This window comes from Burkholderia sp. BCC1996, from assembly GCF_905339955.1.
In the GTDB taxonomy this organism is placed as follows: domain Bacteria; phylum Pseudomonadota; class Gammaproteobacteria; order Burkholderiales; family Burkholderiaceae; genus Burkholderia.
The window spans coordinates 127,737-147,147 of sequence record NZ_CAJPHM010000009.1 but is presented as its reverse complement, the minus strand read 5'-3'; the positions used below and the strand labels follow the sequence as shown (position 1 = coordinate 147,147).

The 19,411-nt window shown below is 68.1% G+C and carries 18 protein-coding genes; 14 read left to right on the top strand and 4 right to left on the bottom strand.

The annotated features are described in order from the left end of the window. The first annotated feature begins 7 nt into the window (after positions 1 to 7). From U4Z64_RS15570 to U4Z64_RS15555, 4 genes are all read left to right on the top strand, one after another. Positions 8 to 745 carry a gluconate 2-dehydrogenase subunit 3 family protein gene (locus U4Z64_RS15570; protein WP_321795266.1) on the top strand — a complete coding sequence of 246 codons (738 nt, stop codon included), beginning with the start codon at positions 8 to 10 and terminating at the stop codon, positions 743 to 745. Next, positions 745 to 2,523, top strand: coding sequence for a GMC family oxidoreductase (locus U4Z64_RS15565; protein WP_321820410.1), 1,779 nt, complete (start codon positions 745 to 747; stop codon positions 2,521 to 2,523). Before U4Z64_RS15570 ends, U4Z64_RS15565 begins: the two co-directional genes overlap by 1 nt. Beyond that, positions 2,520 to 3,947: a cytochrome c gene (locus tag U4Z64_RS15560; RefSeq protein ID WP_321820409.1), complete on the top strand. Its 1,428-nt coding sequence runs from the start codon at positions 2,520 to 2,522 to the stop codon at positions 3,945 to 3,947. Before U4Z64_RS15565 ends, U4Z64_RS15560 begins: the two co-directional genes overlap by 4 nt. 209 nt (positions 3,948 to 4,156) lie before the next feature. Further along, entirely contained in the window at positions 4,157 to 5,872 is a 1,716-nt protein-coding gene (locus U4Z64_RS15555; protein ID WP_321820408.1) for a cation:proton antiporter, read from the top strand. 194 nt (positions 5,873 to 6,066) lie between these two features. Here U4Z64_RS15555 and U4Z64_RS15550 read toward each other — a convergent pair whose 3' ends face one another. Next, the gene (locus tag U4Z64_RS15550; protein WP_321820407.1) at positions 6,067 to 7,959 is read right to left on the bottom strand and encodes a peptidoglycan D,D-transpeptidase FtsI family protein; all 1,893 of its coding nucleotides are present in this window, start codon (positions 7,957 to 7,959) and stop codon (positions 6,067 to 6,069) included. Between the two features lie 398 nt (positions 7,960 to 8,357). After that, positions 8,358 to 8,705, bottom strand: a complete 348-nt coding sequence (locus U4Z64_RS15545) for a DUF3564 family protein (RefSeq protein ID WP_044842963.1) — start codon at positions 8,703 to 8,705, stop codon at positions 8,358 to 8,360. Positions 8,706 to 9,346: 641 nt separating this feature from the next. Here U4Z64_RS15545 and U4Z64_RS15540 point away from each other — a divergent pair. Then, positions 9,347 to 10,558, top strand: a complete 1,212-nt coding sequence (locus tag U4Z64_RS15540; protein WP_321820406.1) for an SDR family oxidoreductase — start codon at positions 9,347 to 9,349, stop codon at positions 10,556 to 10,558. Positions 10,559 to 10,640: 82 nt separating this feature from the next. On the opposite strand, the gene hpaR is transcribed toward U4Z64_RS15540, so the two are convergent. Beyond that, positions 10,641 to 11,081 carry a homoprotocatechuate degradation operon regulator HpaR gene (gene hpaR, locus U4Z64_RS15535; RefSeq protein ID WP_124665820.1) on the bottom strand — a complete coding sequence of 147 codons (441 nt, stop codon included), beginning with the start codon at positions 11,079 to 11,081 and terminating at the stop codon, positions 10,641 to 10,643. 153 nt (positions 11,082 to 11,234) lie between these two features. On the opposite strand from hpaR, the gene U4Z64_RS15530 reads away from it, so the two are divergent. Genes U4Z64_RS15530 through hpaI form a run of 7 tightly spaced genes read left to right on the top strand, consistent with a single transcriptional unit; the run spans position 11,235 to position 17,139 of the window. After that, positions 11,235 to 11,924, top strand: a complete 690-nt coding sequence (locus tag U4Z64_RS15530; protein ID WP_044842966.1) for a fumarylacetoacetate hydrolase family protein — start codon at positions 11,235 to 11,237, stop codon at positions 11,922 to 11,924. Beyond that, positions 11,921 to 12,685 (top strand): fumarylacetoacetate hydrolase family protein, encoded by a 765-nt coding sequence (locus U4Z64_RS15525; protein ID WP_257772484.1) that lies wholly within the window; start codon positions 11,921 to 11,923, stop codon positions 12,683 to 12,685. Before U4Z64_RS15530 ends, U4Z64_RS15525 begins: the two co-directional genes overlap by 4 nt. Positions 12,686 to 12,707: 22 nt before the next feature. Further along, complete coding sequence (gene hpaE / locus U4Z64_RS15520) at positions 12,708 to 14,171, top strand: 5-carboxymethyl-2-hydroxymuconate semialdehyde dehydrogenase (RefSeq protein ID WP_321820405.1); 1,464 nt, start codon at positions 12,708 to 12,710, stop codon at positions 14,169 to 14,171. 54 nt (positions 14,172 to 14,225) lie between these two features. Then, a complete protein-coding gene (gene hpaD / locus U4Z64_RS15515; protein WP_321820404.1) occupies positions 14,226 to 15,074 on the top strand; it encodes a 3,4-dihydroxyphenylacetate 2,3-dioxygenase in 849 nt (282 codons plus the stop codon). Between the two features lie 29 nt (positions 15,075 to 15,103). Beyond that, positions 15,104 to 15,496 (top strand): 5-carboxymethyl-2-hydroxymuconate Delta-isomerase, encoded by a 393-nt coding sequence (locus U4Z64_RS15510; RefSeq protein WP_044842970.1) that lies wholly within the window; start codon positions 15,104 to 15,106, stop codon positions 15,494 to 15,496. A 20-nt stretch (positions 15,497 to 15,516) separates the two neighbouring features. After that, a complete protein-coding gene (gene hpaH, locus U4Z64_RS15505) occupies positions 15,517 to 16,320 on the top strand; it encodes a 2-oxo-hept-4-ene-1,7-dioate hydratase (protein WP_124484945.1) in 804 nt (267 codons plus the stop codon). 12 nt (positions 16,321 to 16,332) lie between these two features. After that, positions 16,333 to 17,139 (top strand): 4-hydroxy-2-oxoheptanedioate aldolase, encoded by an 807-nt coding sequence (gene hpaI / locus U4Z64_RS15500; RefSeq protein WP_321820403.1) that lies wholly within the window; start codon positions 16,333 to 16,335, stop codon positions 17,137 to 17,139. 104 nt (positions 17,140 to 17,243) lie between these two features. Here hpaI and U4Z64_RS15495 read toward each other — a convergent pair whose 3' ends face one another. Next, positions 17,244 to 18,023, bottom strand: a complete 780-nt coding sequence (locus U4Z64_RS15495) for an AraC family transcriptional regulator (RefSeq protein WP_124665826.1) — start codon at positions 18,021 to 18,023, stop codon at positions 17,244 to 17,246. Between the two features lie 95 nt (positions 18,024 to 18,118). On the opposite strand from U4Z64_RS15495, the gene U4Z64_RS15490 reads away from it, so the two are divergent. Together U4Z64_RS15490 and U4Z64_RS15485 are read left to right on the top strand one after the other, a co-directional pair. Then, a complete protein-coding gene (locus U4Z64_RS15490) occupies positions 18,119 to 18,370 on the top strand; it encodes a hypothetical protein (RefSeq protein ID WP_321820402.1) in 252 nt (83 codons plus the stop codon). 46 nt (positions 18,371 to 18,416) lie between these two features. Beyond that, positions 18,417 to 19,379: a zinc-binding alcohol dehydrogenase family protein gene (locus tag U4Z64_RS15485; protein WP_321820401.1), complete on the top strand. Its 963-nt coding sequence runs from the start codon at positions 18,417 to 18,419 to the stop codon at positions 19,377 to 19,379. Positions 19,380 to 19,411: the final 32 nt, after the last annotated feature.

Below are 19,411 nucleotides of genomic sequence, written 5' to 3'. Positions count from 1 at the left end.
TCCGACCATGTCCACGCCACCCGACAAACCCAACTCGCGTCGCCGCTTCCTGCGCACGTCGGTCGCGCTCGTGCCGATCGCGTCGGTCGCCGGTTGCGACCTGCGCTCGTCGTCGTCCTCGACCACGGCCGGCAATGCCTCCACCGCGTCGGCCGGCGCTGAACGCGCGCCGTACAAGCCGACCTTCTTCGATGCGAAGGAGTGGGCGTTCGTCCAGGCCGCCGTCGACCGGCTGATCCCGGCCGATGCCGAAGGCCCTGGCGCGCTCGAATCCGGCGTGCCCGAATTCATCGACCGCCAGATGGAAACCCCGTACGCGCACGGCGCGACGTGGTACATGCAGGGGCCGTTCCAGCAGGGCGTGCCCGAGCTCGGCTACCAGCTCAAGCTCGTGCCGCGCGACATCTACCGGCTCGGCATCGCGGCGGTCAACCGCTATTGCGAAAAGGCCCACGGCAAGGCGTTCGCCGACCTCGACGCTCCGACCCGCGACACCGTGCTCGGCGAACTGGAAAAAGGCGGCGCGCAGATCGACGACGTGCCGTCCGCGGTGTTCTTCGGCCTGTTGCTGCAGAACACGCGCGAAGGCTACTTCTGCGATCCGGTGCATGGCGGCAATCACGACATGGCCGCGTGGAAGATGATCGGTTTTCCGGGCGCGCGCGCCGACTTCATGGATTTCGTCAACCAGAACGGCAAGCCGTACCCGTACGGCCCCGTCTCGATCAACGGGGAGCGCACCTGATGGCCGCAGAAAAGAAGCCGCACGTCGATGCGGTGATCGTCGGCTTCGGCTGGACCGGCGCGATTCTCGCGAAGGAACTGACCGAAGCGGGCCTGAACGTCGTCGCGCTCGAGCGTGGCGAGTATCGCGACACCTATCCGGACGGCGCGTATCCGAACACGATCGACGAGCTGACCTACAACGTCCGCAAGAAGCTGTTCCTCGACCTGTCGAAGACGACCGTGTCGATCCGCCACGGCGTGCAGGACACCGCGCTGCCGTACCGGCAGCTTGCCGCGTTCCTGCCGGGCGAGGGCGTCGGCGGCGCGGGGCTGCACTGGTCGGGCGTGCATTTCCGGATCACGCCGGAAGAGCTGCGCCTGCGCAGCCACTACGAAGAGCGCTACGGCAAGAAGTTCATCCCCGAAGGGATGACGATCCAGGACACGGGCGTTACCTACGACGAACTCGAGCCGTATTTCGACTTCGCCGAGAAGGTGTTCGGCACGTCGGGGCAGGCGTACAAGGTCGGCGGCAAGGTGGTCGGCGACGGCAACGTGTTCGAGGCGAACCGCAGCGACAACTTCCCGCTGCCCGCGCAGCTCAATACGTATTCGGCGCAGCGCTTCTCCGATGCCGCGAAGTCGCTCGGGCTGCATCCGTACCGGCTGCCATCGGCGAACACGTCGGGTCCGTACACGAACCCGTACGGCGTGCAGATGGGGCCGTGCAACTTCTGCGGCTACTGCAGCGGCTACGCGTGCTACATGTACTCGAAGGCGTCGCCGAACCTGAACATCCTCCCGGCGCTGAAGCAGGTGCCGAACTTCGAGCTGCGCTCGAAGTGCCACGTGCTGCGCGTGGACCTCGACGACACGAAGAAGCGCGCGACGGGCGTCACCTACGTCGACCCGGCCGGCCGTGAAGTGCACCAGCCGGCCGATCTCGTGATCGTCGCCGCGTTCCAGTATCACAACGTGCACCTGCTGCTGCTGTCGGGCATCGGCAAGCCGTACGACCCGATCTCGGGCGAAGGCGTGGTGGGCCGCAATTTCGCGTACCAGAACCTGTCGACGATCAAGGCGTTCTTCGACAAGGACACCTACACGAACCCGTTCATCGGCGCGGGCGGCAACGGCGTCGCGGTGGACGACTTCAACGCCGACAACTTCGACCACGGCCCGCTCGGCTTCGTCGGCGGCTCGCCGCTGTGGGTGAACCAGGCCGGCGTGAAGCCGATCAGCGGCATCGCGACGCCGCCCGGCACGCCGCAGTGGGGCTCGGCGTGGAAGAAGGCCGTGAAGGACAACTACGCGCACACGATCTCGATGGACGCGCACGGCACGAACATGTCGTACCGCGACGTGTATCTCGACCTCGATCCGACCTATCGCGATTCGTACGGCCAGCCGCTGCTGCGGATGACCTTCGACTGGAAGGACAACGACATCAGGATGGCGCAATACGTGACCGGACAGATGAAGAAGATCGCGGAGGCGATGGGGCCGAAGGCGATCGGCGTGTCGACGCGCGAGTTCGGCAAGCACTTCGATTCGCGCGCGTACCAGACGACTCACCTGGTCGGCGGCGCGATCATGGGCACCGATCCGAAGACGAGCGTGCTGAACCGCTACCTGCAGTGCTGGGACGTGCACAACGTGTTCGTGATGGGCGCGTCGGCGCTGCCGCAGGGCATCGGCTACAACCCGACCGGGATCATCGCGGCGCTGGCCTACTGGTCGGCACGTGCGATCCGCGAGCAATACCTGAAAAATCCCGCCCCGCTGGTGACCGTATGAAGAGGACAGTGAACCACCACAACGCCGCGCGCCGGATTTCCCCGCTGCGGCGCGCACTGGCGATCGGCACGGCATGGGCGGCGTTCGGTCTCGCGGGCGGCGCCGCGTTCGCGCAGCCGGCATCCGCGCCCGCCGCGGCTTCGGGCCCGGCCGCCGCACCGGTCGCGCAGTCTGCCGACGCGAACCTCGTCAAGCGCGGCGAATATCTGGCCCGCGCGGGCGACTGCATCGCGTGCCACACCGCGAGCGGCGGCAAGCCGTTCGCGGGCGGGCTGAAGTTCGACACGCCGATCGGCGGCATCTACTCGACGAACATCACGCCGGACCCGAAGACGGGCCTCGGCGGCTGGACGTATGAGGACTTCACCCGCGCGGTGCGCGAGGGCGTGCGCAAGAACGGCGACACGATGTACCCGGCGATGCCGTTCCCGTCGTATTCGCGGCTGACCGACGACGACATGAAGGCGCTGTACGCGTACTTCATGCACGGCGTCGCGCCGGTCGAGCACGAGAACCGCGCGGTCGACATCGTGTGGCCGCTGTCGATGCGCTGGCCGCTGACGTTCTGGCGCAAGATGTTCGCGCCGGCGCCGAAGCCGTTCGATGCGGCGCCGTACACCGATCCGGTGGTCGCGCGCGGCGCGTATCTCGTGCAGGGACTCGGCCATTGCGGCGCGTGCCACACGCCGCGGGCGGCGACGATGCAGGAACGCGCGCTGACCGACGCGGGCGGCCTCGACTTCCTGGCCGGCGGCGCGGCGATCGACGGCTGGGTGCCGACCAGCCTGCGCGGCGAGCCGCGCACCGGGTTCGGCACGTGGAACGAAACCGAGATCGTGCAGTTCCTGAAGACCGGCCGCACGCTGCGCACGGCCGCGTTCGGCGGGATGACGGACGTGGTCGGCCACAGCATGCAGCACATGAGCGACGACGATCTCACGGCGATCGCACGCTACCTGAAGACGCTGCCGCCAAAGGTGCAGGGCGAGACACCGTACGCGTACGACGCGACGGCCGCGCACGCGCTGCAGACCGGCGACGCGAGCAAGCCGGGCGCGGCGGTCTATCGCGACAACTGCATGGCCTGCCACCGCAGCGACGGCCACGGCTACGCGCGGGTGTTCCCGGCGCTCGCCGGCAACCCGGTCCTGCAGGGCGACGATCCGACTTCGGTAATCCACGTCGTGCTGTCGGGCAGCGCGCTGAAGGGCACGCACACCGCGCCGTCGACCTTCACGATGCCGCCGTTCGGCTGGCGCCTGTCGGACCAGGAAGTCGCGGACGTGTCGAACTTCGTGCGCACGAGCTGGGGCAATACGGGGACGGCGATCACGGCCGCGCAGGTCGCGAAGGTGCGCAAGAGCGTGCCGTCGACGCGGCCGGAGCCGCCGCCGGGCGCGCGGTTCCCGCAAGCGTCGCGCTGACCCACGCGGCGGGGCATCCGGCCCCGCCCACCCGCTCCGCCTCGCGGCGCCGGCCGGCCCGCGGGGCGCGTTCCGCCCGACCGGGGTTGCACCCCGCAATGGCGCACCAATGCGTGAATTTTTCGCGGTGGCGCGCCAATTTTTCGCCTCATCCCTTATCCTTCCATTCTTGAACCTTACTAAATCGTTACAAGAACTCGGGAGGGGGGATGCCTCATGACATCAGCCTGATTGCGTTGCTCGCGGCCGGTTTCGGTCTCGCGATGATCTTCGGTTACCTCGCGTCGCTGCTGAAAATGCCGCCGCTCGTCGGCTATCTGCTCGCCGGGATCGTGATCGGCCCCGGCACGCCCGGTTTCGTCGGCGACCTGTCGCTCGCGCAGCAGCTCGCGGAAGTCGGCGTGATGCTGCTGATGTTCGGCGTCGGCCTCCATTTTTCGCTCGGCGACCTGCTCGCGGTGAGGAAGATCGCGCTGCCGGGGGCCGTCGTCCAGATTACCGTCGCGACGCTGCTCGGCGGCGGGCTCGCGCTCACCTGGGGCTGGAGCCTCGGCGCGGCGCTCGTGTTCGGGCTCGCGCTGTCGGTCGCGAGCACGGTCGTGCTGTTGCGGGCGCTCGAGGGGCGCGGGCTCGTCGAGACCGTCAACGGACGCATCGCGGTCGGCTGGCTCGTCGTCGAGGATCTCGTGATGGTGCTCGTGCTCGTGCTGCTGCCGCCCGTCGCGGGGCTGCTCGGCGGCACGCCGCCCGGCGACGCGCACGCGGCCGGCGGCAGCGTGTGGGGCACGCTCGGCGTCACGATGCTGAAGGTCGCCGCGTTCATCGCGCTGATGCTCGTGGTCGGCAAGCGCGTGTTCCCGCGCATCCTGTGGCTCGTCGCGCGCACCGGTTCGCGCGAACTGTTCACGCTGTGCATGATCGCCGCGGCGGTCGGCATCGCGTTCGGCGCGGCAAAGATGTTCGACGTGTCGTTCGCGCTCGGCGCGTTCTTCGCCGGGATGATGATGCGCGAGTCGGAGTTCAGCCGGCGTGCCGCCGACGAGACGCTGCCGCTGCGCGACGCGTTCTCGGTGTTGTTCTTCATTTCGGTCGGGATGCTGTTCGACCCGAAGGTGCTGCTCGCCGAGCCGCTGCATGTGATCGAGGTCGCGGCGATCGTGCTGATCGGCAAGACGCTCGCGGCGGTCGCGCTCGTGATCGCGTTCCGCTATCCGCTGAACACCGCGCTGACGGTCGGGGCCGGTCTCGCCCAGATCGGCGAGTTCTCGTTCATCCTCGCGGGGCTCGGCCGTGCGCTCGGGCTGCTGTCGGCCGAGGGGCAAAGCCTGATTCTCGCGGTCGCGCTGATCTCGATCGCGATGAACACGCTGCTGTTCGCGATGATCGATCCGGCGCTCGCATGGATCCGCAAGCATTCGGTGTTCGCGCGCAAGCTCGAGGCACGCGACGATCCGCTCGCCGCGCTGCCGATGTCGACGCCGCAGACGCACCTGACCGGCCAGGTCGTGATCGTCGGCTACGGCAAGGTCGGCACGCGGATCGCGCATGCGCTGGACGAGCGCGGGATCGCCTATGTCGTCGTCGAGCAGAATCGCGAGCTCGTCGAGAAGCTGCGCGCGGACGGCGTCGCGGCCGTGTCGGGCGACGCGATCGAGCCGATCGTGCTCGTGCAGGCGCATATCGCGCGCGCCGGGATGCTGGTCGTCACGCTGCCGGACGTATTCGACGTGCGGCAGATCGTCGAGATCTCGCGCACGCTCAATCCGGCGCTGGAGGTCGTGCTGTGCACGAACAGCAGCGACGAGGCCGACCTGCTGTCGAGCGAGGGCATCGGCACCGTGTTCATGGGCGAGAGCGAACTCGCGCGCGGGATGACCGAGCACGTGCTCGGCAGGATGGCGAAGCCGGTGGCGGCCGCGCATTGATGGTTAGCGGCCGGGATCGCTCGGATCGACAGGATCGCCGCGACTGCGCGGATCGCCGGGATTACAGGATTGCGCCGGCCTCTCGGAACGGCGCGTGCGGCGGGTTCTACGTAGCGAACGGCCGATCTCGATCGGTCAGCCGACCTGTTCGCCGCCGCGCCACGCCCGGCGACTCCACCAACACCCAGGCGGCTTCAGCCCGCCGCCTTCGTCTGTACGGCCGCGCCGGCTTGCGCGGCCGTTTTCACAGGTGCCGACGCCTGTTGCCCGGCTGCCGTCTTCGGTTGCACGGCGGCCTTCGGCGCCGCGACCGTCTTTTGCGGCGCGGCAGCCTTGAGCGGCGCATTCGGCGTGGGCTCGACCGGCGCGTCCGGCGGCACGCCGAGCAGCTGCAGCGAGCCGCTCGTGACCGACGAGAACACCGGGCCGGCCACCGTGCCGCCGTAATAACCCTTGCCGCGCGGCTCGTCGATCATTACCGCGACGATCAGGCGGGGGTTGCTCATCGGCGCCATCCCCGCGAACAGTGCGCGGTACTTGCCCTTCGCATAGGTTGCGCCGACCTGCTTGCGCGCCGTGCCCGTCTTGCCGCCGATCCGGTAGCCGTCGACGCGCGCGCGGCGCCCCGTGCCGCCTTCGCCGACGGCCGACTCGAGCATCGAACGGATCGCCGCCGCGGTCTGCGGCGACGTCACGCGATGGCCGCGATGGGCCTCGACCGTCTGCGGGTCGGAACCGTTCCTCAGCAGCGACACCGGGTGCAGCGTGCCGTCGCCCGCATAGGCGGTGTAGGTCTGCGCGATCTGCAGCAGCGACATCGACAGCCCGTAGCCGTACGCCATCGTCGCCTGCTCGATCGGCCGCCAGCGCTTGTAGCCGCGCAGGCGGCCCGACGCGACGCCCGGGAACGTCAGTTCCGGCGCGCGGCCGATCCCGTATTCCTGGTACTTGTTCCAGATCGTTTCGGCGGGCAGGTTCAGCGCCAGCTTCGCGAGCGCGACGTTGCTCGACTTCTGCAGTGCCTGCGAGACGGTCAGCGAGCCGTGGTTCGACGTGTCGTGGATCACGGCCGGGCCGATCTTGTAGGTGCCCGGCGACGTGTTGATGATCGTGTTCGGCGTGACCTTGCGCTCGTCGATCGACAGCGCGACGACGAGCGGCTTGATCGTCGAGCCCGGCTCGAACGTGTCGATCACCGCGCGGTTGCGCAGCTGCTGGCCCGTGAGGCGTGCACGGTCGTTCGGGTCGAAGGTCGGATAGTTCGCGAGCGCGAGGATTTCGCCGTTCTGCGCGTCGAGCACGACGACGCTGCCGGCCACCGCGTTGTTCTCGAGCACCGCGGCCTTGAGCTGGCTGAACGCGAGTTGCTGGATCCGCCGGTCGATCGTCAGTTCGATCGTCGCGCCGTGCTGCGCGGGCACGAGCGGGCGCGTGTCGGACACGATGCGGCCGAGCCGGTCGCGGATCACCTCGCGCTGCCCGGACGTACCCGACAGCCGCCCGTTCGCCGCGAGCTCGACGCCTTCCTGACCCTTGTCCTCGACGTTGGTGAAGCCGACCACGTGCGCGGCCGATTCGCCCTCCGGATAGAAGCGCTTCGAATCGGCGATCTGCGTGATGCCGTCGATCTCGAGCTTGCCGAGCCGGCTTGCGGTCTCGGCGTCGATCTGCCGCTTGAGCAGCACGAACGTACGGTCGTTGCGCAGGCGGCGCTTCACCTCCGCGAGCGGCATGTCGAGCAGCTTCGCGATCTGCGGATAGTCGATTTCGGCGACCTGTTTCGGGTTCGCCCAGATTTCATAGGTCGACAGGCTGACCGCGAGCATCGCGCCGTTGCGGTCGACGATGCGCCCGCGCATCGCGTCGAGCTCGATCGTGCGCTGGTAGCGCTTCTGGCCCTCACCGACATAGAAATCCTGATTCGCGACCTGCACCCAGAACGCGCGTCCGATCAGCGCGGCGAAACCGAGGGACACCATGATCACGACCAGCTTCGAGCGCCACATCGGCAAGCGCGACGCGAGCATCGGGTGCTTGGTCGCGGCGGCGTACGGATCGGCGGGGTGGGTCTTCTTTTTCACGCGCATGCAAGGGCCGGGTCGGGCCGCCGGACGGCGGCAAGTCAATTGGAATAATGTGATTGTAATAAATGAGTAAACGTCGTGTGGGGAAACTGTGCTTCGGCCCCGTAAAAGATGCGCGTCGGCGACCGGGCTTCGGGCGGAAAAGGCGGGACGAAGGCGGGAACGAAGGCGGGAACGAAGGCAGGAATGGCCGCGCGGGCATTGCCCGATGTCGCCGACGAATCGGAATCGCGCGGCGGGTCGTGACCGGGGGGCGACTCAATCAACCCGGCCCCGATTATTTTCGGGACGGAAAAATAAAAACGCCTCGAAGAGAGGCGCCGTTATTTCTGAATATCGAAATGAATATCACGGAAACCGGAATAAACCCGAAAACCGCAGAGGATTGCCGTCAAAAATACCTATCGCGCGACGGAAATGAATTCGTGGTATTCCGGCTCCGCCGTGGAGCGATCGACCGCCTGCAGGCGCCACGCGCCGTCGGGGTGCTCGCCGGCGAGCACCGCGGGACCTTGTTCGCGCTGCATCGCGCTGAACGACAGGCCCTTCAACTGGCACACGGCATTCCCGCTGTCGGCGGCGCAGAGGGCCATCGCGCCTTCCACGTCCCGAACCTTGCCCCAGGCCGGGAGATCGATGCCCTGGTGTGCCTCGCGCGACCACAGCCGCTCGTCGGTATCGACCCACAACACCGCGTACGAGTGCCGGGTTGCCGATTCGCTGCCATTAATCCGGATAGTGAGGCGCATTGGAACGTCTCCTGGAAAGTAGAAAATGACACATTCGACCGATTTGGTTTGGATAGTCTAGATAGACTGCAGTGAAACGCAAGCGATAATCCTCAATAAATCCGCATTGTGTCTATTGGTGTCTCGGATGAAAGGACGTCTGACGATACGCGCGGATTCCGGCCCCGCGTGCAAACGCAGACGACACCGCGATCTGCGTGCCGCGGCCTCGCTCCGGGTCGGCCCGGGATATGCGATGACTAGGCCGGGGCGCGTCGATGTGTCGCGCCGAAGCGCTGGCCCGCAGCACGCCGGCGAACCTCCGTCGCAAGCTGCCCGACCGGGCGTTTCACCGAGTTGACGACCCGGCCGGCACGACACACCCCGACATTCGTGCACAAATCCACACACTTTCACGAAACTTTCAGGACAGACTTCCGGACGATCCGGCCCCACACTGGGATTTTCCCGATCCTGGGCCGCGGACGGCCCGTCCGTGGCAAGCCGCCACCTCGTGTCAGAGACGCGATCGACGCGATCGCGGGCCGCAGCCGGTCGGGACTGCCGGGGCGAGCGTCGGCCCCGGCCCGGCCGACCGCCGTGCGCAGCGCCGCGATCCGGGGCTGGCGCGCCGTCCGGCCGATTCTTCGAAGGAGACTATCGTGCTGATCTGGAAAACCGCGTTGTCGCTCAACTGGCGCACGAGCCTCGTGTCGCCGGCCAGCGCACCGGTCGCGGCGGCCAACGTCGGGCGGCTGGTGCTCACCGGCGCGACCGGCTTCATCGGCAGTACCGTGCTGACGGCGCTCGTCAACGCAGGCTTGCTCGAGCGCATCGTGTGTGTCGTGCGCGCCGGGAATCGCGGCCACGCGGTCGCGCGTTTGCGTGAAGCGGCGCTGCGCGCAGGGCTCGCGCCGTACTGGGCATCGCGTCTCGGCGACGCGAACGTGGTCGTCGGTACACTCGGCGACGTGTGGCAGGGCGCCGACGCGCCGCGTCTCGCCGGCGCGACGCACGTGATTCACTGCGCGGGCCACGCGTCGCCGGCCGACGGTTCGCATCTGCGGGCTGATCTCGCCGATTCGCTGCGCTTTGCCGAGCGGTTCGCGCACGCACCGCAACTGCAGCGTTTCGTGTACGTCGGCACCGCTTACGCGCATGCGGGCCGCGGCGGGATCGTTTACGAGGAAATGGCGGGTGCGGCCGCGAGCGACGCGGCGCAGGGCAGCGACGGGCTGCACGGCGCGGTGCTCGCGGCCGGCTACCTGCAGGCGAAGGCGGAAACGGAGCAGCGCCTGCGCGCGCTCGGGCTGCCGCTCGTCGTCGTGCGTCCGTCGCACGTCGTCGGTCACACGGTGCTCGGCACGCGGCCCGCGCCGAATTCGTTCTGGATGTTCCGCGTCGCGCACGCGGCGCGCCGCTTCACGGCACGGCCGATGACGCGCATCGACATCGTGTCGGTCGACGACGTCGCACGCGCGACGATGCTGCTGGCCGTGAAGCCGACGCTGATGCACGACGTGTACCACGTGTCGGCCGGCGACGAGGCGCCGCAGGTCGCGCAGATCGTACGCGCGATGGACGAGGCGGCCGGCATGACGGGTGCGCCGCGTTACGCCGCGTGTGCGCCGGCCGACCTGCCGCTCGTGGTGCGCGACGTGCTCGGGCGGTCCGATCCGGCGCTCGAGCGCGTGATCGGCCGGGCGTTGCAGCGTGGCGCGGAGTTCGCGACGGTCGATCGCGTGTTCGACAACCGCCGCGTGCGCGACGAAATCGATTTCGAGCCGCTGCCGTTCATCGATTACGTCGAGGAATGCATGCGCACGTCCCGCGGCGTCGCGGTGACCCAACTGATGCGCGGGGCGCTGCACTGACGGCCCGCGCGATCAGCGGCTTGCCGGTTCCCGGGTTCGGGTTCGCCCGCCGCTGCTCGCCGCGGTCCGGCCGCGGCAGGCCCTACGACGCGCTGCCGAGTTCGATCAGCCGGTCGAGCGCACGGTAGATGTCGTCCAGGCCGTCCTGGCCGAAACGCGCTTCGAGCTGGCGATACTGCTCGTCGATGCGCGGGCCGATTTCGGTCACCAGCTTCCTGCTTTGCGGCGTCAGGCTCACCAGCAGCCGGCGCTGATCTTCCTGCGCGCGTGTGCGCGTAATCAGGCCGTCGCGCTCCATCCGTTCCAGCACGCCGGTGAGGCTCGGGCTGAGGATGCAGCAGCGGCGCGCGATCTGTCCCGCTTCGAGCGCATTCGCCGGCTCGCCGTCGAGCACGCGGATGATCCGCCATTGCTGTTCGGTCAGCGCGAATTCCTTGAGAATGGGGCGGAACAGGCCCATCAGCGTTTCGCGGGCCTCGAGCAGCAGCATGGCCAGGTTGCGATGGTCGAGCGTACGGTTCATCGGGGGTGGGGAATGGACGGGGACGCATCAATCTTAACAGCCGACGGTGCTGAATTTCATGTATCAGGGTAATCGCGGTTGCCAGCGTCCGATTGTTTACTTAAGATGTTAACTATTGACGATGCGCCGCGACGCGCGGCAGGGGAATGACGCATGGAGCTGTCTTGCAGGACCGCCGCGGCGCCGCCGCTGCCGGTCGCCATCGGTACCGTCTACGGTGCGCTGCTCAACGAGCGCGCCGCACTCGACGCGCTCGGCGATGCCGTGCACGCACCGCCTTACGGTCGTCCGCCGCAGGCGCCGATCCTTTACATCAAACCGGCCAACACGCATGCGGCCGATGGCGCGGCCGTCGTGGTGCCCGCGGGCGTCGACGCGCTGGAGATCGGCGCGTCGCTGGCCGTCGTGTTCTCGCGGCGCGCGACGCGCGTGCCGGCCGCGCAGGCGCTCGATTATGTGCACGGCTTCACGCTCGCGAGCGACGTGTCGGTCCCGCATCCCGATTACTACCGTCCGGCCGTGCGCTTCAAGTGTCGCGACGGCTTCTGCCCGCTGGGCCCGGCGATCGTGCCGGCGGCCGCGCTCGGCGATGTCGACGCGATCGGCCTGACCGTGCGGATCGACGGCGATGCCGTGGTGTCCGCGTCGACCGCCACGCTGATCCGCCCGGTGCGGGAACTGATCGCCGACGTGACGGCGTTCATGTCGTTCGACGCGGGCGACGTGCTGCTGCTCGGCGTCGCGGGTGGCGCACCGCGTGCCCGCGCGGGCAGCACGATCGAGATTGCCGCCGCCGGCATCGGCACGTTGCGGCATACGCTGATTGCGGAGGAAGCACGATGAAGACGGCGCGCGTGATCTACAACGGCGCACTGCATGCGGCCGAACCGGCCGGCGACGGCGCGATCCGCCTCGACACGGGCCGCGTGGTCGCCGAGGACGTGGTGACGTGGCTGCCGCCCGTCGCGCCGCGCACGACGTTCGCGCTCGGCCTCAACTACGCGGACCACGCGAAGGAACTCGCGTTCAACGCGCCGAGCGAGCCGCTGATCTTCCTGAAGGGGCCGAACACGTTCATCGGTCACCGCTCGCGCACCGTGCGCCCGGCGGACGCGACGCACATGCACTACGAGTGCGAACTGGCCGTCGTGATCGGCCGCCCGGCGCGCAACGTGAGCCGCGCGCAGGCGCTCGACCACGTCGCCGGCTACACGGTCGCGAACGACTACGCGATCCGCGATTACCTCGAAAACTACTACCGCCCGAACCTGCGCGTGAAGAACCGCGACACCTGCACGCCGCTCGGGCCGTGGTTCGTCAGCCGCGACGAGATCGGCGACGCGGGCGACCTGACGCTGCGCACGACGGTGAACGGCCGGGAGACGCAGCGCGGCAGCACGCGCGACATGATCTTCGACGTGCCCGCGCTGATCGAGCACATCAGCAGCTTCATGACGCTCTCGCCGGGCGACCTGATCCTGACCGGCACGCCGGAAGGGCTGGCCGATACGAAGCCCGGCGACGAAGTGGTGACCGAAATCGAAGGAATCGGCCGGCTCGTGAACACGATCGTCGGCGAAGCAGACTACTATCGCGCCGGCTGAGCCCGTCGCCCAAGGAGAGCACATGACCATCAAGCACTGGATCGGCGGCCGTGAGGTCGAGAGCCGCGAGACCTTCACGACGCTGAATCCCGCGACGGGCGACGCGATCACCGACGTCGCGTCGGCCGGCGAGGCCGAAGTCGACGCGGCCGTGCGCGCGGCGAAGGACGCATTCCCGAAGTGGGCGAACACGCCCGCGAAGGAGCGCGCGAAGCTGATGCGCAAGCTCGGCGAGCTGATCGAGAAGAACGTGCCGATGCTCGCCGCGCTCGAGACACAGGACACCGGCCTGCCGATCGCGCAGACGAGCAAGCAGCTGATTCCGCGCGCGTCCGAGAACTTCAACTTCTTCGCGGAAGTGTGCGTGCAGATGAACGGCCGCACGTATCCGGTCGACGACCAGATGCTGAACTACACGCTGTACCAGCCGGTCGGCGTGTGCGCGCTGGTGTCGCCGTGGAACGTGCCGTTCATGACCGCGACGTGGAAGACGGCGCCGTGTCTCGCGCTCGGCAACACGGCCGTGCTGAAGATGTCGGAGCTGTCGCCGCTGACGGCCGACCAGCTCGGCCGGCTCGCGCTCGAAGCCGGCATTCCGGCGGGCGTGCTGAACGTCGTGCAGGGTTACGGCGCGACGGCCGGCGACGCGCTGGTGCGCCATCCGGACGTGCGCGCGGTGTCGTTCACGGGCGGCACGGTCACAGGCAAGCGAATCATGGAGCGCGCGGGCCTGAAGAAATATTCGATGGAGCTCGGCGGCAAGTCGCCCGTGCTGATTTTCGACGATGCCGATTTCGACCGCGCGCTCGACGCGTCGCTGTTCACGATCTTCTCGATCAACGGCGAGCGCTGTACCGCGGGCTCGCGGATCTTCGTGCAGCGCACGGTCTACGACCGCTTCGTGCAGGAATTCGCGCGCCGTGCGAACAACCTGGTGGTCGGCGATCCGTCCGATCAGGCGACGCAGCTCGGCGCGATGATCACGCGCCAGCACTGGGAGAAGGTGACCGGCTACATCCGGATCGGCGAGCAGGAAGGCGCGCGCGTGGTGGCAGGCGGCGCGGACAAGCCGGCCGGCCTCGCCGACCATCTGCGCAACGGCAATTTCGTGCGCCCGACCGTGTTCGCCGACGTCGACAACCGGATGCGCATCGCGCAGGAAGAGATCTTCGGGCCGGTCGCGTGCCTGATTCCGTTCGAGAACGAGGAGGACGGGCTGCGGCTTGCGAACGACACGTCCTACGGGCTCGCGTCGTACATCTGGACGCAGGACGTCGGCAAGGTGCATCGCCTCGCGCGCGGGATCGAGGCCGGGATGGTGTTCGTGAACAGCCAGAACGTGCGCGACCTGCGCCAGCCGTTCGGCGGCGTGAAGGAGTCGGGCACCGGGCGCGAAGGCGGCGAGTACAGCTTCGAGGTGTTCGCGGAGATCAAGAACGTGTGCATCTCGATGGGTTCGCATCACATTCCCCGCTGGGGCGTGTGACGGGCGCGGGTCGTGGCGCTGCCAGCAAGAACGAACGATACGGAGACTTGAACGATGGGCAAACTGTCCCTCGCCGCGAAGATCACGCACGTGCCGTCGATGTACCTGTCGGAGTTGCCCGGCAGGCATCACGGCTGCCGCGAAGCGGCGATCCGCGGCCACCAGCTGATCGGCGAGCGCTGCCGCGCGCTCGGCGTCGATACGATCGTCGTGTCGGACGTGCACTGGCTCGTCAACGCCGGCTATCACGTGAACTGCAATGCGCGGTTCGCGGGTACGTATACCAGCAACGAGCTGCCGCACTTCATTCGCGACATGCAGTACGCGTATCCGGGCAACCCCGAACTCGGCCGCCTGATCGCGGAGACGGCCAGCGCACGCGGCATCGCGACGCGCGCACACGAGATCGACAGCCTCGAACTCGAATACGGCACGCTCGTGCCGATGCGCTACATGAACGCCGACCAGCACTTCAAGGTCGTGTCGATCGCGGGCTGGTGCATGTGGCATACGCTCGACGAAAGCCGGCGCTTCGGCGAGGCGCTGCTCGAGGCGATCGAAAAGAGCGATTCGAACGTCGCGTTCCTCGCGAGCGGCTCGCTGTCGCATCGCTTCAACGACAACGGCAGCCCGGAGGAATCGATCCACCAGATCAGCCGCGAGTTCTTCCGGCAGGTCGACCTGCGCGTGGTCGAGCTTTGGAAGCAGGGCGATTTCAGGACCTTCTGCGCGATGCTGCCCGAGTACAACACGCATTGTCACGGCGAAGGCGGCATGCACGACACCGCGATGCTGCTCGGCCTGCTCGGCTGGGATCGTTACGACAAGCCCGTCGAGATCGTCACCGACTATTTCGCGAGCTCGGGCACCGGGCAGATCAACGCGATCTTCCCGCTCGCCTGAGCGCCGCATCACCTATCCGGAGCGTTGCCATGCCACACATCGTCGTCGAATACACCGCGAACATCCGCGACGACGCGCGCATTCCCGCGCTGCTGCGCACGATCAACGCGACGCTGATCGCGCAGGGCGGCGTGTTTCCGACCGGCGGCATCCGCTCGCGCGCGATCGAGCTGCAGGATTACTGCGTCGCCGACGGCACGGAGGACGACGCGTTCGTCCACGTGACGCTGAAGATCGGCTCGGGCCGCAGCGACGAGACCAAGCAGGCCGCGTGCGACGCGCTGTTCGACGCGATCAAGGCGCATTTCGCGGAGCTGTACGCGAAGCGCTATCTCGCGCTGTCGATGGAGCTGACCGAGTTCAGCGAAAGCGGCTCGTACAAGCACAACAACATTCACGCCCGCTACAAGCGGGCCGGCTGAACCCCATTCCCGATCCGACCATGCTCGAACCCGCCATCATCGACCAGCTCGCGCAGCGTCTGCACGACGCCGAGCGCGAACGCAAGCAGATCCGCCAGATCTCGCTCGACCATCCCGACATCACGATCGACGACGCGTATGCGATCCAGCGCGCGTGGGTCGCCCTCAAGCTCGCGGAAGGCCGCACGCTCAAGGGGCACAAGATCGGCCTCACGTCGAAGGCGATGCAGAACACGTCGCAGATCGACGAGCCCGATTACGGCGCGCTGCTCGACGACATGTTCTTCGACGACGGCGGCACGATCCCGGCCGGGCGCTTCATCGTGCCGCGCGTCGAGGTCGAACTCGCGTTCGTGCTCGGCAAGCGGCTCACCGGCCCGAACTGCACGATCTTCGACGTGTACGACGCGGTCGATTACGTGGTGCCCGCGCTCGAGATCATCGACGCGCGCAGCCAGTCGATCGACCCCGATACGAAGCGGCCGCGCAAGGTGTTCGACACGATCGCCGACAACGCGGCGAACGCGGGCGTCGTGATCGGCGGGCGGCCGGTGCGGCCGCAGGACGTCGACCTGCGCTGGGTCGCGGCGATCATGTCGCGCAACGGCGTGGTCGAGGAAACGGGCGTCGCGGCCGGCGTGCTGAACCATCCGGCCAATGGCGTCGCGTGGCTGGCGAATCGGCTGTCGCGCTTCGACGTCGCGCTGGAGCCGGGGCAGGTCGTGCTCGGCGGCTCGTTCACGCGGCCGTGCGCGGCGCGCTCGGGCGACACGTTCAGCGTCGACTACGGCCCGCTCGGGACGATCCAGTGCTATTTCGCATGAGGTGAGCGAGCGATGCAGATTCCGTCGAATGTCTTCAAGGCCGCGCTCGCGCGTGGCGACGCGCAGATCGGGTTGTGGCTCGGCCTGGCGAATCCGTACAGCGCCGAAGTCGTCGCGGGCGCCGGTTTCGACTGGCTGCTGATCGACGGCGAACATGCGCCGAACACGGTGCCGACGATCCTCGCGCAGTTGCAGGCGATCGCACCGTATCCGTCGCAGCCGGTCGTGCGCGTGCCGTGGAACGATCCGGTGATCGTCAAGCAGGTGCTCGATCTCGGCGCGCAGACGTTGCTCGTGCCGATGGTGCAGAGCGCCGACGAAGCGCGCGCGGCGGTGGCCGCGACGCGTTATCCGCCGCACGGGATCCGCGGCGTCGGCAGTGCGCTCGCGCGTGCGTCGCGGTGGAACCGCGTCGGCGATTATCTGCATCGCGCGAACGACGAAATGGCCGTGCTCGTGCAGGTCGAGACGCGTGCCGGGCTCGACGCGATCGATGCGATTGCGCGGGTGGACGGCGTCGATGGCGTGTTCATCGGGCCGGCCGATCTGGCGGCCGATCTCGGGCACCTCGGCAATCCGGGGCATCCGGAGGTGCAGGCGGCGATCGACGGCGCGATCCGGGCAATCAAGGCGGCAGGCAAGGCGCCGGGCATTCTCAGCGCGGATGAGGCGGCGGCGCGGCGGTATCTGGAAGCGGGGGCGCTGTTTGTTGCGGTGGGGGTCGATACGACGCTGCTGGCGAGGAGTGCGGAGCGGTTGGCGGCGCAGTTCAAGGGGAACGGTGGGGGCGCGGTGAAGAAGGGGGATGGGACGTATTGAGCGAAGCGGACGGGATCTTTTATAAGGGACGCATTCTGTTTCGTTTGTTGAATCGTACGGGATACGGGAATCGGCTTGCGTCATCGCCGCGCATCGCGCCGACCTTATCGTCCCGCTTCCATATACCTTCCCGGCGTCGTCCCCGTCGCCCGCCGGAACATGTCGATGAACGCGCTCACGTTGTCATACCCGAGATCGAGCGCGATCGTCGTGACCGGCACGCCGTCGGCGATTTTCTCCAGCGCCCGCAGCAGCCGTGCCTGCTGACGCCACTGCGCGAACGTCAGCCCTGTCTCGGCGACGAAGCGGCGGCTCATCGTCCGGGCACCGATGCCGGCCCATGCTGCCCATTCCTCCAGTCGCCGGTTGTTCGCGAGGTTCGTGGCGAGCGCATCGGTGATCTTCATGAGCCGCGGATCCTGCGGCCGCACCAGCCCCAGTGCTTCGACCTCCGACGACGCGATCTCGTCGAGGATCACGTCGGCAATGCGCGCCTGCGCGGCATCGAGTTCCGCATCGCCCCAGCTTGCCGCGCGCTGCACGGCTTCGCGAAGCAGCGGCGTGGTGCGGATCGCGCGCGGCGCGTCAGGCAACCCCGCGCACCGCGCTTCGGCGACGAACGCCGACCATCCGGAAATCGGCCCGAACGAGCGCAGCGAATGCCGACAATGCGGCGGAATCCAGATCGCATGAATCGCCGGTACGACCCAGTCCTGGTCGTCGAGGCCGATCGACACCACGCCGCTCAGTGCGCCGACGAGCTGGCCGCGCGCGTGCGCATGCGGCGGCGTGATGCGCGGGTCGCGCTGCGACAGCACGGCGGCGACGACGAACGGGCCGTCGTCGGACGTGACGAATCGGGCGGGCAGGAGTGGATCGGTCATGGCCGGATTTCAGTATCGAATGACTGTTATACCGGACATCGGCCGGCTGCGCACGCCTAAACTGCGTCCATCGATGACAACCGGAGTACGACGCGATGCGAGCCGAACAGATGCTTCCCGACCATGCCGACCGGATCGAGGCCGGCGGAACGACGATCCGCAAGGGCACCGTCGGCGCGTTCCTGGTCAATGCGCGCGTGCTGACCGATCCGGATGCGGCGCCCGCCGAGCGCGCCCGTGCCGAAGCCGACGCGCTCGACGCATTGCCCGCGGTGCGTGCGCTCGGCCTGTTCGACGTGCTGGAAGTGCGCGATCCAGCACTGCGCGCGTGGCTCGACGCACGCTGATACACGACGGAACCGTCGATCGAGATCCATCAATCAAGGAGTCGGCATGAAAGCAGCAGTCGTGACGGGCGCCGGCGAGCGCCCCGTTCATATGGAGTTCGAAGCGCCGCATGCGATACCCGGCCACCGTCTGATCGACGTGACGGCGTCCGCGTTGAGCCGTCTTGCGCAGGCGCGCGCGGCGGGCACGCACTATTCGTCCGGCGGCGGCTATCCGTTCGTCGTCGGCGTCGACGGCGTGGGGCGCGGCGACGACGGCCGGCGCGTCTATTTCTTCGGCGCGCCCGCGCCGTTCGGTGCGATGGCCGAACGCACGATCGTGCCCGACGCGCAGTGCGTGCCGCTGCCGGACAACCTCGACGACGTGACGGCCGCCGCTATCGCAATTCCCGGCATGTCGTCCTGGGCGGCGCTGACCGAGCGCGCGCGGCTGGTCGCGGGCGAGACGGTGCTGGTCAACGGCGCGACGGGCGCCTCGGGCGGGCTCGCGGTGCGGATCGCAAAGCATCTGGGCGCCGCGAAGGTGATCGCGACGGGCCGCAACGCGGCCGCGCTGGACGCGTTGCTGAACGCCGGTGCAGACGCCGTCGTGTCGCTTCAACAGGACGACGCGCATCTGGCCCGCGCGCTCGAACCGCATTTCCGCGCGGGTGTGGACGTCGTGCTCGACTATCTTTGGGGGGCGAGCGCGCTCGCACTGCTGATTTCCGCCGCGAAGGCGACGCCCGACGGCCGTCGGTTGCGCTTCGTGCAGATCGGCTCGATCGGCGGCGCGGACGTGCTGCTGCCGGGCGCCGTATTGCGTGCCACCGCGATCGAATTGCTGGGCAGCGGTATCGGCAGCGTGTCGCTGCCGGGGTTGCTGGCTTCGGTGCGCGGCGTGTTCGACGCGGCAGGCCCGGCGGGGCTGACGCTCGAAACGCGGACGGTGCCGCTGTCGGCGGTCGGCGAACACTGGGGCGATGCGAACAGTCGGGTGCGCCCGGTATTCACGATGCGCGGCGATTGACCGGCCGCAGTCCGTGGACATGACGCGATCGG

Excerpts from the sequence above, each read along its gene's own strand:
- U4Z64_RS15570 (WP_321795266.1), top strand. The coding sequence starts at position 8 with ATGTCCACGCCACCCGACAAACCCAACTCGCGTCGCCGCTTCCTGCGC.
- U4Z64_RS15565 (WP_321820410.1), top strand. The coding sequence starts at position 745 with ATGGCCGCAGAAAAGAAGCCGCACGTCGATGCGGTGATCGTCGGCTTC.
- U4Z64_RS15560 (WP_321820409.1), top strand. The coding sequence starts at position 2,520 with ATGAAGAGGACAGTGAACCACCACAACGCCGCGCGCCGGATTTCCCCG.
- U4Z64_RS15555 (WP_321820408.1), top strand. The coding sequence starts at position 4,157 with ATGCCTCATGACATCAGCCTGATTGCGTTGCTCGCGGCCGGTTTCGGT.
- U4Z64_RS15550 (WP_321820407.1), bottom strand. The coding sequence starts at position 7,959 with ATGCGCGTGAAAAAGAAGACCCACCCCGCCGATCCGTACGCCGCCGCG.
- U4Z64_RS15545 (WP_044842963.1), bottom strand. The coding sequence starts at position 8,705 with ATGCGCCTCACTATCCGGATTAATGGCAGCGAATCGGCAACCCGGCAC.
- hpaR (WP_124665820.1), bottom strand. The coding sequence starts at position 11,081 with ATGAACCGTACGCTCGACCATCGCAACCTGGCCATGCTGCTGCTCGAG.
- U4Z64_RS15530 (WP_044842966.1), top strand. The coding sequence starts at position 11,235 with ATGGAGCTGTCTTGCAGGACCGCCGCGGCGCCGCCGCTGCCGGTCGCC.
- U4Z64_RS15525 (WP_257772484.1), top strand. The coding sequence starts at position 11,921 with ATGAAGACGGCGCGCGTGATCTACAACGGCGCACTGCATGCGGCCGAA.
- hpaE (WP_321820405.1), top strand. The coding sequence starts at position 12,708 with ATGACCATCAAGCACTGGATCGGCGGCCGTGAGGTCGAGAGCCGCGAG.
- hpaD (WP_321820404.1), top strand. The coding sequence starts at position 14,226 with ATGGGCAAACTGTCCCTCGCCGCGAAGATCACGCACGTGCCGTCGATG.
- U4Z64_RS15510 (WP_044842970.1), top strand. The coding sequence starts at position 15,104 with ATGCCACACATCGTCGTCGAATACACCGCGAACATCCGCGACGACGCG.
- hpaH (WP_124484945.1), top strand. The coding sequence starts at position 15,517 with ATGCTCGAACCCGCCATCATCGACCAGCTCGCGCAGCGTCTGCACGAC.
- hpaI (WP_321820403.1), top strand. The coding sequence starts at position 16,333 with ATGCAGATTCCGTCGAATGTCTTCAAGGCCGCGCTCGCGCGTGGCGAC.
- U4Z64_RS15495 (WP_124665826.1), bottom strand. The coding sequence starts at position 18,023 with ATGACCGATCCACTCCTGCCCGCCCGATTCGTCACGTCCGACGACGGC.
- U4Z64_RS15490 (WP_321820402.1), top strand. The coding sequence starts at position 18,119 with ATGCGAGCCGAACAGATGCTTCCCGACCATGCCGACCGGATCGAGGCC.
- U4Z64_RS15485 (WP_321820401.1), top strand. The coding sequence starts at position 18,417 with ATGAAAGCAGCAGTCGTGACGGGCGCCGGCGAGCGCCCCGTTCATATG.